This is a genomic window from Serratia sp. CY33802, from assembly GCF_052169095.1.
Classification (GTDB): domain Bacteria; phylum Pseudomonadota; class Gammaproteobacteria; order Enterobacterales; family Enterobacteriaceae; genus Serratia; species Serratia bockelmannii.
Genome location: NZ_JBJNLL010000002.1, coordinates 264,097 through 279,626, shown reverse-complemented (window position 1 = coordinate 279,626; position 15,530 = coordinate 264,097). Strand labels below are relative to the sequence as shown.

Genomic DNA, 15,530 nt, shown 5'->3' with positions numbered 1-15,530 from the left:
GGGTGGCATGATTGTCGTGTCTTTTTAATGCGTGAGTACGCACTCATTATATAATTAAAAAAAGAAGCTAGATGGCTGTATGAACGTCAGGAAGCTCAATGGCTCGCATCATGGCTTCATAACCTGCGCGTTTGTAAATATCCAGCAGGTGAGGTTTTTGAACGGCCATATCGATAACGCCATTGGCCATTACCGTGCAGATCATGCCCTGAAACTCGCTCGACTGCGGTAAATCCAGCCCCTGGACCAACGGAATACCCAGTTGGGAAATATCACCGAACCGTACGCTTCTTTCCCTCTGCGCGCTGGATAACTTGCCGGAGACCATCAATTTGTTTCCTGTCGCATACGCGGCGGGATTGGCGAGCGCCCAGTCAATGTAGGCATCCCAGGCGGCCTGCATGTGATCTTTACCCGGCAAAACGCCCTGTAAGCTTTGCGTCAGCAGGCACTCCATTTCATCAAGCAGGTAGTCGCAGACTGCGCTCAGCAGTACGTCCTTATTTTCAAAGTAGCGGAACAGCGTGCCCTCCGAGACGCCAGCCTTCCTGGCGATGGCCGATGTGGGCGCCGCTAATCCTTGTTCGGCAAAAATGTCGGTGGCGGCCTGCAAGAGCGCCTGCTGCTTTTCTTCACTGCGGGGACGGGCCACTTTGAGGCTCCTTTAATAAGTGAGTAAACACTCATTATAAGACTGCAACGGAAGATGACAAGCTTTTTCCTGTAGGACAAAGTATCAACACGAGAGCCATTTTTCGTGCAGCGATGCGGATAATGCCGTCATGAAGGGCGCAATAAAACGTACGGCGAAGATCGTTCAGTGGGAAAGAACCGGGAGGGTGAGACAGCGTCCTGGTTGCCAAAACGCAGGCCCTGGAGACAAAAAAAATCCACGCCGAAGCGTGGATTTTTCCGTTTCCGGCAGCGGAGAAAAACGCTGCGGGGAAGGAATTAGACGTTGAACAGGAAGTTCATCACGTCGCCGTCTTTGACGATGTAGTCTTTACCTTCTGAGCGCATTTTGCCGGCTTCTTTGGCGCCTTGCTCACCCTTGTAGGTGATGAAGTCGTCAAAGGCGATGGTTTGCGCGCGGATAAAGCCTTTCTCGAAGTCGGTGTGGATCTTGCCGGCCGCCTGCGGGGCGGTGGCGCCGACCGGGATGGTCCAGGCGCGCACTTCTTTCACGCCGGCGGTGAAGTAGGTTTGCAGGTTCAGCAGCTCGTAACCGGCGCGGATCACGCGGTTCAGGCCCGGCTCTTCCAGGCCCAGTTCTGCCATGAACTCGTCGCGATCTTCGTCTTCCAGCTCGGCGATGTCGGATTCCACGGCGGCGCACACGGCAACCACCACGGAGCCTTCGGCGTCGGCGATTTTACGCACGGTGTCCAGGTACGGGTTGTTCTCGAAGCCGTCTTCGTTGACGTTGGCGATGTACATGGTCGGCTTCAGCGTCAGGAAGCTCAGGTATTTGATCGCCGCCTTGTCTTCATCGGTCAGATCCAGTGCGCGCAGCATGCCGGCGTTTTCCAGGTGCGGCAGACATTTCTCCAGCGCCGCCAGCTCGGCTTTGGCGTCTTTGTCGCCGCCTTTGGCTTTCTTCTGCACGCGGTGGATGGCGCGCTCGCAGGTGTCCAGGTCAGACAGCGCCAGCTCGGTGTTGATCACGTCGATGTCTTCGGCCGGATCGACCTTGTTGTTGACGTGGATGATGTTGTCGTTCTCGAAGCAGCGCACCACGTGGCCGATGGCTTCGGTTTCGCGGATGTTGGTCAGGAACTGGTTGCCCAGGCCTTCACCTTTGGACGCGCCTTTCACCAGGCCGGCGATGTCGACGAATTCCATGGTGGTCGGCAGAATGCGCTGCGGCTTGACGATCTCGGCCAGCTTATCCAGACGCGGATCGGGCATCGGCACCACACCGGTGTTCGGTTCAATGGTGCAGAACGGGAAGTTGGCTGCTTCAATGCCCGCTTTGGTCAACGCGTTGAACAGGGTGGATTTGCCTACGTTAGGCAGGCCGACGATACCGCATTTGAATCCCATGTTGTAATCACCTTAAATATCTTAACTATCAGTCGGTTATATTTAACCAACTGCATAAAGGGCAAAATAATGCCGCCATTATACACGTAATGGGCGTTTATCTCGATCAGACTTGCTTGGCTGGGGCGAGTGCAGCGCGGGCGACCGGTTTTTGATTGAGATTTGGATCACATTTACCCATACTGGCCGTTCCGATTAACCGACAGGAAACGCGCCGGATGTATTTCTTGCCTACGCCACCCTGAGCTGTGCCCGCCAGCAGTCTGCCGCCCCTTGCGGTACCCCATACCCGCTACGCGGGGAGATGATGTCATCTGTCATAAGTGAATAATGCATGTTTAACCTGAGTAACGTCAGGATCGCGGACGTTAAAAATGAAGTCCTGGCGGGCTTTGTGGTGGCGGTTTCGATGATCCCCGAGGCGGTCGGCTTTTCGCTGGTCGCCGGTCTTTCGCCGATCGTCGGTTTGCATACCGCGTTTATTATCGGCCTGGTCACGGCGCTGTTCGGCGGCAAGCCGGGCATGGTTTCCGGCGCCGCAGGTTCCATTGTGGTGGTGCTGATGAGCCTGGCGGCGCAGTACGGCATGGGTTACGTACTGTGGGCCACGCTGTTTGCCGGGGGGATTCAAATCCTGATCGGCGCCTTTCGGCTGGGCAAGTTCATTCGTCTGGTGCCGCTGCCGGCGATCCACGGCTTCGTCAACGGTCTGGCGATCGTCATCATGCTGGCGCAGTTGAAGATGATCGCCGGGCAGGGCCCGCTGATGTACGGCCTGGTGGCGCTGGCGATTGCGGTGGTGGTGCTGTTCCCGCGCCTGACCAAAGCCATTCCGTCTTCGCTGGCGGCGCTGCTGGTGGTCTCGGCGTTGGCGATCGGCCTCAATCTGCATACGCTGCGGGTGGGCGATCTGGCGGACATTTCCGGCGCGCTGCCGCACTTCAGCCTGCCGACGGCGCCGTTTACCCTGGAGATGGTGCGGGTGGTGCTACCCTATGCGGTAGTGATTGCCCTGGTCGGTTTGATTGAATCGCTGCTGACCATGACGGTGCTGGATGAAATGGGCGGCAAGAAGGGGAACGGCAACCGCGAGAGTATCGCGCAGGGCGCCGGTAACGCGGTGTGCGGCCTGTTCGGCTGCTTCGCCGGTTGTGCGATGATCGGCCAGTCGATCATCAACTTCACCTCGGGCGGGCGCGGGCGCATCTCCGGCACGGTGGGCGCTATCCTGCTGATTTTATTTGTGGTTAGCCTGTCGCGCTATATCGGCCTGCTGCCAGTGGCGGCGCTGGCCGGGGTGATGCTGGTGGTGTGTTACAACACTTTCGAGTGGAGTTCGCTGCGCCGTTTGCGCCGTATGCCGAAGGCGGACGCGCTGGTGATGATCGCCGTCACGTTGATCACCATCTTTACCGATCTGGCGGTGGCGGTGATCAGCGGGGTGATTATCTCGGCGCTGGTGTTCGCCTGGCAGCAGGCACGCATCCGCGTGCGCCAGCGGCAGGTGACGGGCGACGTGGCGGTGTATCGGCTCGATGGTCCGCTGTTCTTCGGCTCGGCCGCGGCTTTTGCCGAGCTGTTCGAGCCGCAAGGCGATCCGCAGAACGTGGTGCTGGACTTTGCTGGCACCCGGGTGATGGATTCCAGCGGCGTAGAGGCGATCGATAAGCTGACGGCGCGTTATCTGGCGGCGGGGAAAAGCATTCGTCTGCGCCACCTGAGCGGTGACTGCGTGCGCCTGCTCAAGCGCGCCGGGCCGTTCTGCAGCCATGAACTGGACGATCCGCAGTATTACGTGGCAGAAGAGGGGTTCGCCGCCGATGACCGCCGCGTGGGCGAGGAGACCTTCAACCCGCGCGGCTAAAAGCCGGCAGCGGGCAGGGCGCCCGCTGCGGCAAAGTTCAGGCCTGCGCCTTGAAGCTGTGCAGGCGCTGAACGGTTTTTTCCAGCCCGTCCTTCATCAGCATCTCGGTGCAGCGCAGCGACTCGTCGATCGCTTCGTCAATCATCTTCTGCTCGCTGGCCGGCGGCTTGCCGAGCACGAAGCCCACCACCTTGTTCTTGTCGCCCGGATGGCCGATGCCGATGCGCAGGCGGTAGAAGTTCGGGTTATTGCCGAACTTGTTTTGGATGTCTTTCAGGCCGTTGTGGCCGCCGTTGCCGCCGCCGAGCTTGATTTTTGCCACGCCGGGCGGCAGATCCAGCTCGTCGTGCGCCACCAGGATCTCGTTGGGTTCGATGCGGTAGAAATTGGCCATCGCCAGCACCGCTTTGCCGCTCAGGTTCATGAAGGTGGTCGGCACCAGCAGGCGCACGTCGTTGCCTGCCAGATTCAAACGGGCGGTGTAGCCGAAGAACTTGCTCTCTTCTTTCAACTGCTGATTGTGGCGCTGTGCCAGCAGATCGACGTACCAGGCGCCGGCGTTGTGGCGTGTCTGGGCGTATTCCGCGCCCGGGTTGGCCAGGCCGACTATCAATTTAATACTGCTCACTGGGAGATTCACTATGATCAGGGTAATGGAAAGGGCCTTAGTCTACCTGTCGGGGCGGTGAATGACAAAATCCGATCTCTGCCTTCGGCGTTGGTAAGAAAGACGAATGATTCATTAGCTGAATCATTCAATTTGTCTGCTAATTTTCAGTGGCGTGTTAAGAAGTGTCAATAATTCTTTACCATTTGTGATCGCCTCCGCAATCCCCTTGCCATAACAAGGACTATACTTAACTTATCAAAGTGGGTTAACAAGTTGCAGCGTTATCCCGGTTGGCACATGGCAATCATGGAGGTGGCATATGAAACGTAGAAGCGCGGACAGAATGGGCAACTTTTTTATGGGGCTGGGGCTGGTCGTGATGATCGGCGGCGTTGGATACTCCATTATTGCTGAAGTTTCCCAGTTCAATTTACCGCAATTTTTCGCCCACGGCGCCATCATGAGTATCTTCGTCGGCGCGCTGTTATGGCTGGTGGGCGCGCGTATAGGCGGCCGCGAGCAGGTGGCGGATCGCTACTGGTGGGTAAAACACTTTGATAAACGGTGCCGTAACGACCAACATCGTTCGTCGCATTGATTAAAAAATCAGAAGGGAAGCAAGAGCAGGGCAAGGGAATATCTGCCGTGCATTAAGGTCTGAGGTCATGTTGGACTACGAGTAGAAAACCCGTTGTTGCTCACGCACCAACGGGTTTTTCTTTTTCTGCTGTCGGGCTCGCTATCTTTCCGGCACGGTGGGCGCCGCACCGGAAAGACGACGAATCAATGCTCGAACATCGCAGAGATCGACTCTTCGTTGCTGATGCGGCGGATGGCTTCAGCCAGCATGCCGGACAGGGTCAGAGTGCGAACGTTTTTCAGTGCCTTGATTTCCGGCGACAGCGGAATGGTGTCGCAGACGATCACTTCATCAATCACCGAGTTCTTGATGTTGTCCACGGCGTTGCCGGAGAAGATCGGGTGCGTCGCGTAGGCGAATACGCGCTTGGCACCGCGTTCTTTCAACGCTTCAGCCGCTTTACACAAGGTACCGCCGGTGTCGATCATGTCGTCGACCAGCACGCAGTCGCGGCCTGCCACGTCACCGATGATGTGCATCACCTGAGAAACGTTCGCGCGCGGGCGGCGTTTGTCGATGATGGCCATGTCGGTGTCGTTCAGCAGTTTGGCGATGGCGCGAGCACGCACTACGCCGCCGATGTCCGGGGAAACCACGATCGGGTTTTCCAGGTTCTGCTGCAGCATGTCTTCCAGCAGGATCGGGCTGCCGAACACGTTGTCTACCGGTACGTCGAAGAAGCCTTGAATCTGCTCAGCATGCAGATCCACCGTCAGAACGCGGTCAACCCCTACGCTGGAGAGGAAATCGGCAACCACCTTGGCGGTGATGGGTACACGCGCGGAACGCACGCGGCGATCCTGGCGGGCATAGCCGAAGTAAGGGATAACGGCGGTAATACGACCTGCGGAGGCGCGACGCAGGGCGTCGACCATCACAACCAGTTCCATCAGGTTGTCGTTGGTCGGGGCACAGGTGGACTGGATGATGAAAATATCACCGCCGCGTACATTTTCGTTGATTTGCACGCTCACTTCGCCGTCGCTAAAACGACCTACAGCGGCGTCACCAAGGCTGGTGTACAAACGGTTGGCAATACGTTGTGCTAGTTCCGGGGTGGCGTTACCAGCAAAAAGCTTCATATCAGGCACGAGAAGAACCTCAGGCTTGCGTCCAGAGAAGATATTGTCATACGACATCGCCAAGGGGCAGTTGGCGACGCCGGCGCAATATACATACGGGTATGTAAAACTAAAATTGAGACCGCAGGCAGCGCAGGGATAACAGGGCCAGGTGTGCATGACCCTGCGCAGCGAAACGTTGAGCTACGACTCAAACCGCCCGGAACGAATGCGATGTAGTGGGGAGACGTTAACGCCGCGCGCTACAAAACCACACAACCACTCCGGGGCTTGATTTAACACCTGACGGGCGGCGATTTCTGTGTCGAATTCAGCAAACACACAAGCACCTGTGCCAGTCAGGCGTGACGGGGCGTATTCTAACAGCCATGAAAGAAGCTGTTCAACCTCGCGAAAACGTTTTCTTGCGATCGGTTCGCAATCATTTGCGTACGGCGCCTGCAACAGCTCACTTAAGGAGCGAACCGGCGTGTTTCTTTTTAATTCGGGGTCGCCGAAGATAACCGGCGTCGGGATGCCGACGCCAGGATGCGCCACCAGATACCATTTTTCCTGCGGCTCGGCCGGCTGCAGGCGCTCGCCGATGCCTTCGGCGAAGGCGGCGTGGCCGCGCACGAACACCGGCACGTCGGCGCCGAGGCTGAGCCCCAGCGCTGCCAGTTGGTCGTCGCCAAGACCGCAGCGCCACAGTTCGTTCAGCGCCACCAGCACGGTGGCGGCGTTGGAGGAACCGCCGCCCAAACCGCCGCCCATCGGCAGGCGCTTGTCGATGCTGATGTCGGCGCCGCGCGGCGCGGTTTGCAGGCCGCGTTCATCGCAATAGCGCTGCAGCAGGCGGGCGGCGCGCACGATCAGGTTCTGCTCGTCTGGAACGCCGTCGACCGGCGTCAGCAGATGAATGCGGTCGTCCTGGCGAGGGTCGATGGTCAGGGTATCGCCGTAGTCCAGAAACTGGAACAGCGTCTGCAGCAGGTGATAGCCGTCTTCACGACGGCCGGTGATGTACAAAAACAGGTTGAGTTTCGCGGGGGAGGGCCACTGGCGGATCATTTGAGCGTCCAGTTATCCATCTTCAGCTTGATGCGCTGGTCGCCCTGCTGCAGCTCCAGGCGGTTCGGCAGCGTCGGCTGCACCTCGTTGCTGTAGCCCTGGTAATCCACTTTCCAGGTCTGGCCGCCTTGCTGGTAGGTCAGCTTGCTCAGGCGATATTGGTCATCCAGCGCAAAATCGCTGGCTTCGCCCGGCAGGCCGACCATCCACTGACGCAGGTTGTTCAGCGGGATCGCCATGCCGGTCAGCTTGCGGATCATCTCTTCCGGGTTGTCGCTGACGTAGCGTTTGCCCTGGTTGTCGGTCAGCTGCACCACGTTTTTCTGCACGTTGAGGTCCATTTCCGTACTGCCCAGCGGGTTGGTCAGCAGCAGGCGGTAGCGCTCCGGCGAGAACTGCTGCCAGAAGAAGCGGGCGTAGACTTTTTTCTGATCAGACAAGTAGGCGAAGGAGCCGCGGGTCTGATAGGTGCTGAGCTGTTGCACTGCCTGCTCATGGGCGCGCCACTGCGGTGAAGTCGGGCTGGTGGCCGGGCCGGTCGGCTTGGTGGTGGTACAGGCGGCCAGCACCAGGCTGGCCAGCGGGATCAGACGGAGCAAACTAACTTTGCGTATTGGCATAACTTTCTCTTGTCCTTTTGTCCTTGCGGGCATGCGCGACGAAACCCGGATTCAGCGCTCACGCTAACGGGGCGGCGGCGGCGCGTCAATTTTTTGCTGCATCGCGTTGAATCTTTCCGCTTTTGCCGGCGCAATGCCAACCCGTTACGCGCGTCGGGGTCGCCATTAAGCGTAACACAATCGCCTAAAGGCGGGGAGGCGTGCCCGATAAGCGGTGCCGGAGTTGCGCAAACGCCGCCGTTGCGCACGCCGAATAGCGTGCGCGTTATCGCAAACTGCGCTAAAATTTAAGCAATCAACCTAGCCTATGACTATTTATCCCGCTGTATTTATTGCTTATTCATTAATTGATGTCATCTATGACAGCGATTGAACGGAAGATGCGGTTGTTACTTTTATTGATCCCGCGCATCAAGTAGAATGCCGTTCAACGAGAACCCGTACCAAGATAAGTATTACTCGAAGCAATGACCCTGCTGGCGTTAGGTATAAATCACAAAACCGCTCCGGTTTCTCTGCGTGAAAGGGTGACCTTCTCGCCAGAGTCCATCGATGAGGCGCTAACCAGCTTGCTCCAACAACCGTTGGTGCAGGGCGGCGTCGTGTTGTCCACCTGCAACCGCACCGAGCTGTACCTCAGCGTAGAGCAACAGGAACATATGCACGAGCAGCTGGTCGCCTGGCTGTGCGCGTACCACAACCTGCGCCCGGAAGAGGTGAAGAAAAGCCTGTACTGGCATCAGGGCAACGACGCGGTCAGCCATCTGATGCGGGTGGCCAGCGGGTTGGACTCACTGGTATTGGGCGAACCGCAGATCCTCGGCCAGGTGAAAAAGGCCTTCGCCGAGTCGCAACGCGGCCAGTCGCTGTCCGGCGAGCTGGAGCGTCTGTTCCAGAAATCCTTCTCCGTCGCCAAGCGCGTGCGCACCGAAACCGAAATCGGCGCCAGCGCGGTCTCCGTAGCGTTTGCTGCCTGTACCCTAGCGCGGCAGATCTTCGAATCGCTGGCCGATCTCAACGTCTTGCTGGTGGGCGCCGGTGAAACCATCGAGCTGGTGGCGCGCCACCTGCGCGAACACAAAGTGCGGCACATGATCATCGCCAACCGCACCCGCGAGCGCGCGCAGCTGCTGGCGGACGAGGTGGGCGCGGAAGTGATCACCCTGCCGGAGATCGACGAACGCCTGGCGGACGCCGACATCATCATCAGTTCCACCGCCAGTCCGCTGCCGATCATCGGCAAGGGGATGGTGGAACGCGCGCTGAAGGCGCGCCGCAACCAGCCGATGCTGCTGGTGGATATCGCCGTACCGCGCGATATCGAGCCGGAAGTCGGCAAACTGGCCAACGCCTATCTGTACAGCGTGGACGATCTGCACGCCATCATTCAAAGCAACCTGGCGCAGCGCAAAGCGGCGGCGGTGCAGGCGGAGTCGATCGTGCAGCAGGAAAGCACCAACTTCATGGCCTGGCTGCGCTCGCAGGGCGCGGTGGAAACCATCCGCGACTACCGTTCGCAGGCCGACCAAATTCGCGCAGAGATGGAGGCCAAAGCGCTGGCCGCCATCGCGCAGGGTGCCAACGTGGAGCAGGTTATTCACGAGCTGGCCCATAAACTGACCAACCGTCTTATTCATGCCCCCACCAAATCCCTCCAGCAGGCCGCCGGCGACGGCGACGTGGAGCGGTTGCAGTTATTACGCGACAGCCTCGGGCTGGATCAGCATTAGTTTTCTCTATTAACAGGGTTTATTACCACGCATGAAGCCTTCTATTGTTGCCAAACTGGAAGCGTTACAAGAGCGCCATGAAGAAGTGCAGGCGCTGCTCGGCGATGCCGGCGTCATCGCCGACCAAGACCGGTTCCGCGCGCTGTCGCGAGAATACGCGCAGCTGACCGACGTCAGCCGCTGCTTCCTGGAATGGCGTCAGGTGCAGGAGGATCTGGAGACGGCGGAAATGATGCTGGACGATCCGGAAATGCGCGAGATGGCGCAGGAAGAGCTGAAACAGGCGCGGGCGACCAGTGAAGCGCTGGAGCAGCAGCTGCAGGTGTTGCTGCTGCCGAAAGATCCGGACGATGAGCGCAGCTGCTTCCTCGAAGTGCGCGCCGGCACCGGCGGCGATGAGGCGGCGATCTTTGCCGGCGATCTGTTCCGCATGTACAGCCGCTATGCGGAAAGCCGCCGCTGGCGTGTCGAGGTGATGAGCGCCAACGAAGGCGAACACGGCGGTTTCAAAGAAGTGATTGCCAAAGTTTCCGGCGACGGCGTGTACGGTCAGCTGAAGTTTGAATCCGGCGGGCACCGCGTGCAGCGCGTGCCGGAAACCGAATCCCAGGGGCGCATCCACACCTCCGCCTGTACCGTGGCGGTGATGCCGGAAGTGCCGGAAGCCGAGCTGCCGGACATCAACCCGGGCGATCTGAAAATCGACACCTTCCGCTCCTCCGGCGCCGGCGGCCAGCACGTTAACACCACCGACTCGGCGATCCGCATCACCCACCTGCCGACCGGCATCGTGGTGGAGTGCCAGGACGAACGTTCGCAGCACAAAAACAAAGCCAAGGCGATGTCGGTGCTGGGCGCGCGCATTCGCGCCGCCGAGATGGCCAAGCGCCAGCAGGCCGAGGCGTCCACTCGCCGCAACCTGCTGGGCAGCGGCGATCGTTCCGACCGCAACCGCACCTACAACTTTCCGCAGGGGCGGGTAACCGACCACCGCATCAACCTGACGCTCTACCGTCTGGACGAAGTGATGGAAGGCAAACTGGATATGCTGATCCAGCCGATCGTGCAGGAGTATCAGGCCGATCAGCTGGCTGCGCTGTCCGCCGAGCAAGAGTGATGGATTATCAATACTGGCTGAAAGCCGCCGCCGCGCGTTTGACCCACAGCGACAGCGCCCGGCGCGACGCGGAAATCCTGTTGGGTTTCGTGACCGGCAAGGCCAGAACCTTCCTGATGGCGTTCGGGGAAACCCTGCTGACGCCGCCGCAGCAACAGCAGCTGGAGACGCTGCTGGCGCGCCGCGAACGCGGTGAGCCGGTGGCCTATCTGGTGGGCGAGCGCGAGTTTTGGTCGCTGCCGCTGTCGGTCTCGCCGGCGACGCTGATCCCACGCCCTGATACCGAATGCCTGGTGGAACTGGCGCTGGCGCGCCTGCCGCCGCAACCCTGCCATTTCCTCGATCTTGGCACCGGCACCGGCGCCATCGCGCTGGCGCTGGCCAGTGAGCGCCCGGATTGTTCGGCTATCGGCATCGATGTGCAGCCGGAGGCGGTTGCGCTGGCGCAGCACAATGCGCACAAGCTGAAGATCGACAACGTCCGATTTCTACAGGGCAGCTGGTTTGCGCCGGTGGCGGGGCAACGCTTCGCGCTGATCGCCAGCAATCCGCCCTATATCGACGCCGCCGATCCGCATTTGTCGCAGGGCGACGTGCGCTTTGAACCCGGTAGCGCGCTGGTTGCCGCCGAGCACGGGCTGGCGGATCTGGCCGCCATCGTGCGCCAGGCGCCGCATTATTTGCAGCCGCAGGGCTGGCTGCTGTTGGAACATGGTTGGCAGCAGGGCGAGAGCGTGCGCGCGCTGCTGCAGGCCGCCGGATTTTCCGCTGTCGCCACCCACCGTGATTACGGCGACAACGACCGCGTGACGCTCGGCCAATGGCCGGGATAAGCGCCCCTCATAATAACGACGCCCGGGCCATTTAAGGGAGCATCATGACTGCATACACCGCGTTGAAACATTTCCATTTGCTGACGGTAGCCATCAGTATTACCTTGTTTGTGCTGCGTTTCTTTTGGCAGTGGCGCCGCTCGCCGATCATGGGGCGCCGCTGGGTCAAGGTAGCGCCGTACCTGAACGACACGCTGCTGTTCGTCAGCGGCATCGCGTTGGTGGTGACGTTCGGGTTTTATCCGCTGCTGGGTATGGACTCATGGCTGACCGAGAAGCTGTTTGGCGTTATTATCTATATCCTGCTTGGCTACGTCGCATTGGGCAAGAAGACCAAAAGTCAGCGGCTGCGAACCGTGGCGTTCGTGCTGGCGTTGGGCTGTCTGTATCTGATAATTAAACTTGCCACGACGAAAATACCGTTTCTGATGGGATACTTATGAGTAGCATTGCTGATTTTGAATTTAACACCTCGCCGCTGAGCGAAGGGGTGATCCTGGTGTCGCAGTCGGTGCGGCGCGATTTTCCCGCTGCCGACGTGGAGCGCAAGCTGCAACAGCTGGTGGATGAAGCGCGTGCGGCGGTGCCGGTCGATATCACTCAGGAGCAGCAACTGGATGCGCTCATCGAACTGTTCTACAAAACCTGGGGATTCGGCGGCGCCAGCGGCGTTTACCGCCTGTCGGACGCCATCTGGCTGGACAAGGTGCTGGAAGGGCGGCAGGGCACGCCGGTCTCGCTAGGCACCATTTTCCTGCACATCGCCAACGCGCTGGATCTGCCTCTGTTGCCGGTGATTTTCCCCACTCAGCTGATCCTGCGCGCCGATTGGCTGGACGAAGAGCTGTGGCTGATCAACCCGCTGAACGGCGAAACCCTGAGCGAGCACCAGCTGGAAGTGTGGATCAAGGGCAACCTGGGGCTGGGCGCCGAACTGGAAGACGACGACCTCGACGAGTCGGAGAACATCATGGTGGTGCGCAAGATGTTGGATACGCTGAAGGCCGCCCTGATGGAAGAAAAGCAGCTGGAAATGGCGCTGCGCACCAGCGAAACGGTGCTGTGCTTCGATCCGGAAGATCCTTACGAGATCCGCGACCGCGGGCTGATTTATGCCCAGCTGGAGTGCAACCACATCGCGATTTCCGATCTCAACTATTTTGTCGAGCAGTGTCCTGAAGACCCGGTCAGCGAAGTGATCAAAGTACAGATCCACTCGATTGAGCCGAAACAGGTGACGCTGCATTAATTCAATGACTCCGTGCAGTTTGCAAGGCGACGGTTACAACCTTAACAAAGGCGAAAGCATGAAACAGAAAGTGGTTAGCATTGGCGACATCGACGTAGCAAACGACCTGCCGTTTGTGCTGTTTGGCGGTATGAACGTGCTGGAATCGCGCGATCTGGCGATGAGCATCTGCGAGCACTACGTCACCGTGACGCAAAAACTGGGCATTCCTTACGTATTCAAAGCCTCTTTCGACAAAGCCAACCGTTCTTCCATCCACTCGTACCGCGGTCCGGGCCTGGAAGAAGGGATGAAGATCTTCGAAGAGCTGAAGAAAACCTTCGGCGTGAAAATCATCACCGACGTGCATGAAGTGGCGCAGGCGCAGCCGGTTTCTGAAGTGGTTGACGTGATCCAACTGCCGGCCTTCCTGGCGCGTCAGACCGATCTGGTGGAAGCGATGGCGAAAACCGGCGCGGTGATCAACGTCAAGAAGCCACAGTTCGTCAGCCCGGGGCAGATGGGCAACATCGTCGACAAATTCAAAGAAGGCGGCAACGACCAGGTGATCCTGTGCGATCGCGGCAGCAACTTTGGTTATGACAACCTGGTGGTCGACATGCTGGGCATCAACGTGATGAAGAACGTGACCGGCGGCCATCCGGTGATCTTCGACGTGACCCACGCGCTGCAGACCCGCGATCCGTTCGGCGCCGCGTCCGGCGGCCGCCGCGCTCAGGTGGCCGAGTTGGCGCGCGCCGGCATGGCGGTTGGCCTGGCCGGCCTGTTCCTCGAAGCGCACCCGGATCCGAACAACGCCAAGTGCGACGGTCCTTCCGCGCTGCCGTTGGACAAACTGGAGCCGTTCCTGGCGCAGATGAAAGCCATCGACGACCTGGTGAAGAGCTTCCCGGAGCTGGATACCAGCAACTAAGCGCTCGTCGCCATAAAAAAAGCCCGACTCGTCGGGCTTTTTTACGTTTAGGCGCCGGTGGCCGCCAGCGCTTCCGGCAGGGTCGGATAGAACTGCAAGCGGCCCTCGATCGGCTGCACCCGCGCACGCGCCAGGGTTTTCAGCGGCTGGAACGGCACGTCGGTGATCACCAGTTTCTTGTCCGCCGGCAACACGTCGATAAAGCGTCGCAGGGCGCTCAGACCGCCGGCGTCGAGTACCGGCACCGCATCCCATTGCAGCACGATCGTGCGATAACTTTCGCTGCGCGTCAGCAGTTCGGTAAAGATGCGCTCGGCGGCGGCGAAGAACAGCGGGCCATTCACTCGCAGCACCAGGCGGCCGTCATCGGCGCTCAGTTCGCTTAGCCGCGTCATGCGGGCGATGCGGCGCATAAACAGCAGCGACGCCAACACGATGCCCACGGTAATGGCGATCACCATGTCGAACAGCACCGTCAGCGACATGCACAGCAGCAGTACCAGAATGTCGTCCTTCGGCGCCCGGCGCAGCAGGTAAACCACCTTGTGGGCCTCGCTCATGTTCCAGGCGACCATCAACAGCAGCGCCGCCATCGCCGCCAGCGGCAGATAAGAGAGCCACGGCGCCAGCACCAGCAGCGCCAACAGCACCAGCAGCGCGTGGATGATGGCGGATACCGGTGAGGTGGCACCGGCGCGCACGTTGGCCGCTGAACGGGCAATTGCGGCGGTCGCGGTGATGCCGCCGAAGAACGGCGCGATGATGTTGCCCGCGCCTTGGCCGATCAATTCGCTGTTCGAGTTATGCTTCTTACCGGTCATGCCGTCGAGCACCACTGCGCACAGCAGCGACTCGATCGCGCCGAGCATTGCCATCGAAAATGCCGCCGGCAACAGGGCGGAAACGGTTTGCCAGCTCAGGGTGAACGGCTGCCCGCCGCCGCCCGGCAGATCCCAGGGCAGCAGCAGCTGCGGCAGGATCGGCGGAATGCCCTGGCCGCTGCTGCCATCGGCCAGCAGGTAGCTGAAACGGGAGCCGATGGTCGCCACCGGGTGGTCAAACAGCGTCAGCAGCCCCATCAGCGCGGTGCCCGCCAGCAGCGCCGGCAGGTGGCCGGGCACCCGCAGGCCGAGCTTGGGCCAGAAGATCAGGATCAGCAGCGTCACGGCGCCGATCAGGGTATCGCCGAGATCCAGCGTTGGCAGCGCCTGCAGCAGGGCGTACAGCTTGCCAACGTAATTTTCCGGCGTGTGCGCCAGCTGCAGGCCGAAAAAGTCCTTGATCTGCATGGTGGCGATGGTGATGGCAATGCCGGAGGTAAAGCCCAGCGTCACCGGCAGCGGAATGTATTCGATCAGCCGGCCAAAGCGCGCCAGCCCCATCAGCAGCAGAAATACCCCGGAGATCAGCGTGGCGACCAGCAAGCCGGCCAGGCCAAACTGCTGCGAGACCGGATAGAGGATCACCACGAAGGCGGCGGTGGGGCCGGAGACGCTGTAGCGCGAACCGCCGCTGACGGCGATGACGATGCCGGCGATGGCGGCGGTATACAGGCCGTACTGCGGCGGCACGCCGCTGGCGATCGCCAGCGCCATCGCCAGCGGAATGGCGATAATACCGACCGTCACCCCGGCGATGGCGTCTTTCAGCAACCGCGCCAGGCTATAAGGTTCCCGCCAGCAGGCATCTATCAGCGCGCTGAAGGGGCGAATTTTGTTTATTTCATGCGTTTTCATCTACGGTGCGTACCAAATCTTCAAAAGTGAAAGGAATGGCGGG

At 59.9% G+C, this 15,530-nt stretch carries 15 protein-coding genes; 8 read left to right on the top strand and 7 right to left on the bottom strand.

Features of this window, described 5'->3' with window-relative positions; translation table 11 throughout:
- Positions 1–67 precede the first annotated feature (67 nt).
- Together ACJ8HA_RS07850 and ychF are read right to left on the bottom strand one after the other, a co-directional pair.
- Positions 68–652 (bottom strand): TetR/AcrR family transcriptional regulator, encoded by a 585-nt coding sequence (locus ACJ8HA_RS07850; protein WP_025302488.1) that lies wholly within the window; start codon positions 650–652, stop codon positions 68–70.
- 299 nt (positions 653–951) lie between these two features.
- Positions 952–2,043, bottom strand: a complete 1,092-nt coding sequence (ychF, locus tag ACJ8HA_RS07845; protein ID WP_414104691.1) for a redox-regulated ATPase YchF — start codon at positions 2,041–2,043, stop codon at positions 952–954.
- A 334-nt stretch (positions 2,044–2,377) separates the two neighbouring features.
- Here ychF and ACJ8HA_RS07840 point away from each other — a divergent pair, with 334 nt between their 5' ends.
- Positions 2,378–3,907 carry a SulP family inorganic anion transporter gene (locus ACJ8HA_RS07840; protein WP_025302490.1) on the top strand — a complete coding sequence of 510 codons (1,530 nt, stop codon included), beginning with the start codon at positions 2,378–2,380 and terminating at the stop codon, positions 3,905–3,907.
- A 37-nt stretch (positions 3,908–3,944) separates the two neighbouring features.
- Here ACJ8HA_RS07840 and pth read toward each other — a convergent pair whose 3' ends face one another.
- A complete protein-coding gene (gene pth, locus ACJ8HA_RS07835; RefSeq protein ID WP_004941053.1) occupies positions 3,945–4,535 on the bottom strand; it encodes an aminoacyl-tRNA hydrolase in 591 nt (196 codons plus the stop codon).
- A 301-nt stretch (positions 4,536–4,836) separates the two neighbouring features.
- Here pth and ychH point away from each other — a divergent pair, with 301 nt between their 5' ends.
- Complete coding sequence (gene ychH / locus ACJ8HA_RS07830; RefSeq protein ID WP_025302491.1) at positions 4,837–5,115, top strand: stress-induced protein YchH; 279 nt, start codon at positions 4,837–4,839, stop codon at positions 5,113–5,115.
- A 185-nt stretch (positions 5,116–5,300) separates the two neighbouring features.
- On the opposite strand, the gene prs is transcribed toward ychH, so the two are convergent.
- The 3 genes from prs to lolB form a co-directional block, all read right to left on the bottom strand.
- Positions 5,301–6,248 carry a ribose-phosphate diphosphokinase gene (gene prs, locus ACJ8HA_RS07825; RefSeq protein ID WP_004941061.1) on the bottom strand — a complete coding sequence of 316 codons (948 nt, stop codon included), beginning with the start codon at positions 6,246–6,248 and terminating at the stop codon, positions 5,301–5,303.
- 174 nt (positions 6,249–6,422) lie between these two features.
- Entirely contained in the window at positions 6,423–7,289 is an 867-nt protein-coding gene (ispE, locus tag ACJ8HA_RS07820) for a 4-(cytidine 5'-diphospho)-2-C-methyl-D-erythritol kinase (protein WP_049207164.1), read from the bottom strand.
- A complete protein-coding gene (lolB, locus tag ACJ8HA_RS07815; protein WP_049207163.1) occupies positions 7,286–7,909 on the bottom strand; it encodes a lipoprotein insertase outer membrane protein LolB in 624 nt (207 codons plus the stop codon). The genes ispE and lolB overlap by 4 nt, the downstream gene beginning before the upstream one ends.
- 467 nt (positions 7,910–8,376) lie before the next feature.
- Between lolB and hemA the strand changes: the two genes are divergently transcribed.
- Genes hemA through kdsA form a run of 6 tightly spaced genes read left to right on the top strand, consistent with a single transcriptional unit; the run spans position 8,377 to position 13,751 of the window.
- The gene (gene hemA / locus ACJ8HA_RS07810; protein ID WP_019454778.1) at positions 8,377–9,639 is read left to right on the top strand and encodes a glutamyl-tRNA reductase; all 1,263 of its coding nucleotides are present in this window, start codon (positions 8,377–8,379) and stop codon (positions 9,637–9,639) included.
- 31 nt (positions 9,640–9,670) lie between these two features.
- Positions 9,671–10,756, top strand: a complete 1,086-nt coding sequence (gene prfA, locus ACJ8HA_RS07805) for a peptide chain release factor 1 (protein ID WP_154870817.1) — start codon at positions 9,671–9,673, stop codon at positions 10,754–10,756.
- Positions 10,756–11,589 (top strand): peptide chain release factor N(5)-glutamine methyltransferase, encoded by an 834-nt coding sequence (gene prmC, locus ACJ8HA_RS07800; RefSeq protein ID WP_025302495.1) that lies wholly within the window; start codon positions 10,756–10,758, stop codon positions 11,587–11,589. Before prfA ends, prmC begins: the two co-directional genes overlap by 1 nt.
- Before the next feature lie 41 nt (positions 11,590–11,630).
- Positions 11,631–12,032, top strand: coding sequence for a SirB2 family protein (locus tag ACJ8HA_RS07795; protein WP_442515365.1), 402 nt, complete (start codon positions 11,631–11,633; stop codon positions 12,030–12,032).
- Positions 12,029–12,838 carry an invasion regulator SirB1 gene (gene sirB1 / locus ACJ8HA_RS07790; RefSeq protein ID WP_016928096.1) on the top strand — a complete coding sequence of 270 codons (810 nt, stop codon included), beginning with the start codon at positions 12,029–12,031 and terminating at the stop codon, positions 12,836–12,838. The genes ACJ8HA_RS07795 and sirB1 overlap by 4 nt, the downstream gene beginning before the upstream one ends.
- A 58-nt stretch (positions 12,839–12,896) precedes the next feature.
- Positions 12,897–13,751, top strand: a complete 855-nt coding sequence (gene kdsA / locus ACJ8HA_RS07785) for a 3-deoxy-8-phosphooctulonate synthase (RefSeq protein WP_025302497.1) — start codon at positions 12,897–12,899, stop codon at positions 13,749–13,751.
- Between the two features lie 47 nt (positions 13,752–13,798).
- On the opposite strand, the gene dauA is transcribed toward kdsA, so the two are convergent.
- Entirely contained in the window at positions 13,799–15,487 is a 1,689-nt protein-coding gene (gene dauA, locus ACJ8HA_RS07780; RefSeq protein WP_043141525.1) for a C4-dicarboxylic acid transporter DauA, read from the bottom strand.
- Positions 15,488–15,530 lie beyond the last annotated feature (43 nt).

Excerpts from the sequence above, each read along its gene's own strand:
- ychF (WP_414104691.1), bottom strand. The coding sequence starts at position 2,043 with ATGGGATTCAAATGCGGTATCGTCGGCCTGCCTAACGTAGGCAAATCC.
- ACJ8HA_RS07840 (WP_025302490.1), top strand. The coding sequence starts at position 2,378 with ATGTTTAACCTGAGTAACGTCAGGATCGCGGACGTTAAAAATGAAGTC.
- ychH (WP_025302491.1), top strand. The coding sequence starts at position 4,837 with ATGAAACGTAGAAGCGCGGACAGAATGGGCAACTTTTTTATGGGGCTG.
- ispE (WP_049207164.1), bottom strand. The coding sequence starts at position 7,289 with ATGATCCGCCAGTGGCCCTCCCCCGCGAAACTCAACCTGTTTTTGTAC.
- lolB (WP_049207163.1), bottom strand. The coding sequence starts at position 7,909 with ATGCCAATACGCAAAGTTAGTTTGCTCCGTCTGATCCCGCTGGCCAGC.
- hemA (WP_019454778.1), top strand. The coding sequence starts at position 8,377 with ATGACCCTGCTGGCGTTAGGTATAAATCACAAAACCGCTCCGGTTTCT.
- prfA (WP_154870817.1), top strand. The coding sequence starts at position 9,671 with ATGAAGCCTTCTATTGTTGCCAAACTGGAAGCGTTACAAGAGCGCCAT.
- prmC (WP_025302495.1), top strand. The coding sequence starts at position 10,756 with ATGGATTATCAATACTGGCTGAAAGCCGCCGCCGCGCGTTTGACCCAC.
- sirB1 (WP_016928096.1), top strand. The coding sequence starts at position 12,029 with ATGAGTAGCATTGCTGATTTTGAATTTAACACCTCGCCGCTGAGCGAA.
- kdsA (WP_025302497.1), top strand. The coding sequence starts at position 12,897 with ATGAAACAGAAAGTGGTTAGCATTGGCGACATCGACGTAGCAAACGAC.
- dauA (WP_043141525.1), bottom strand. The coding sequence starts at position 15,487 with ATGAAAACGCATGAAATAAACAAAATTCGCCCCTTCAGCGCGCTGATA.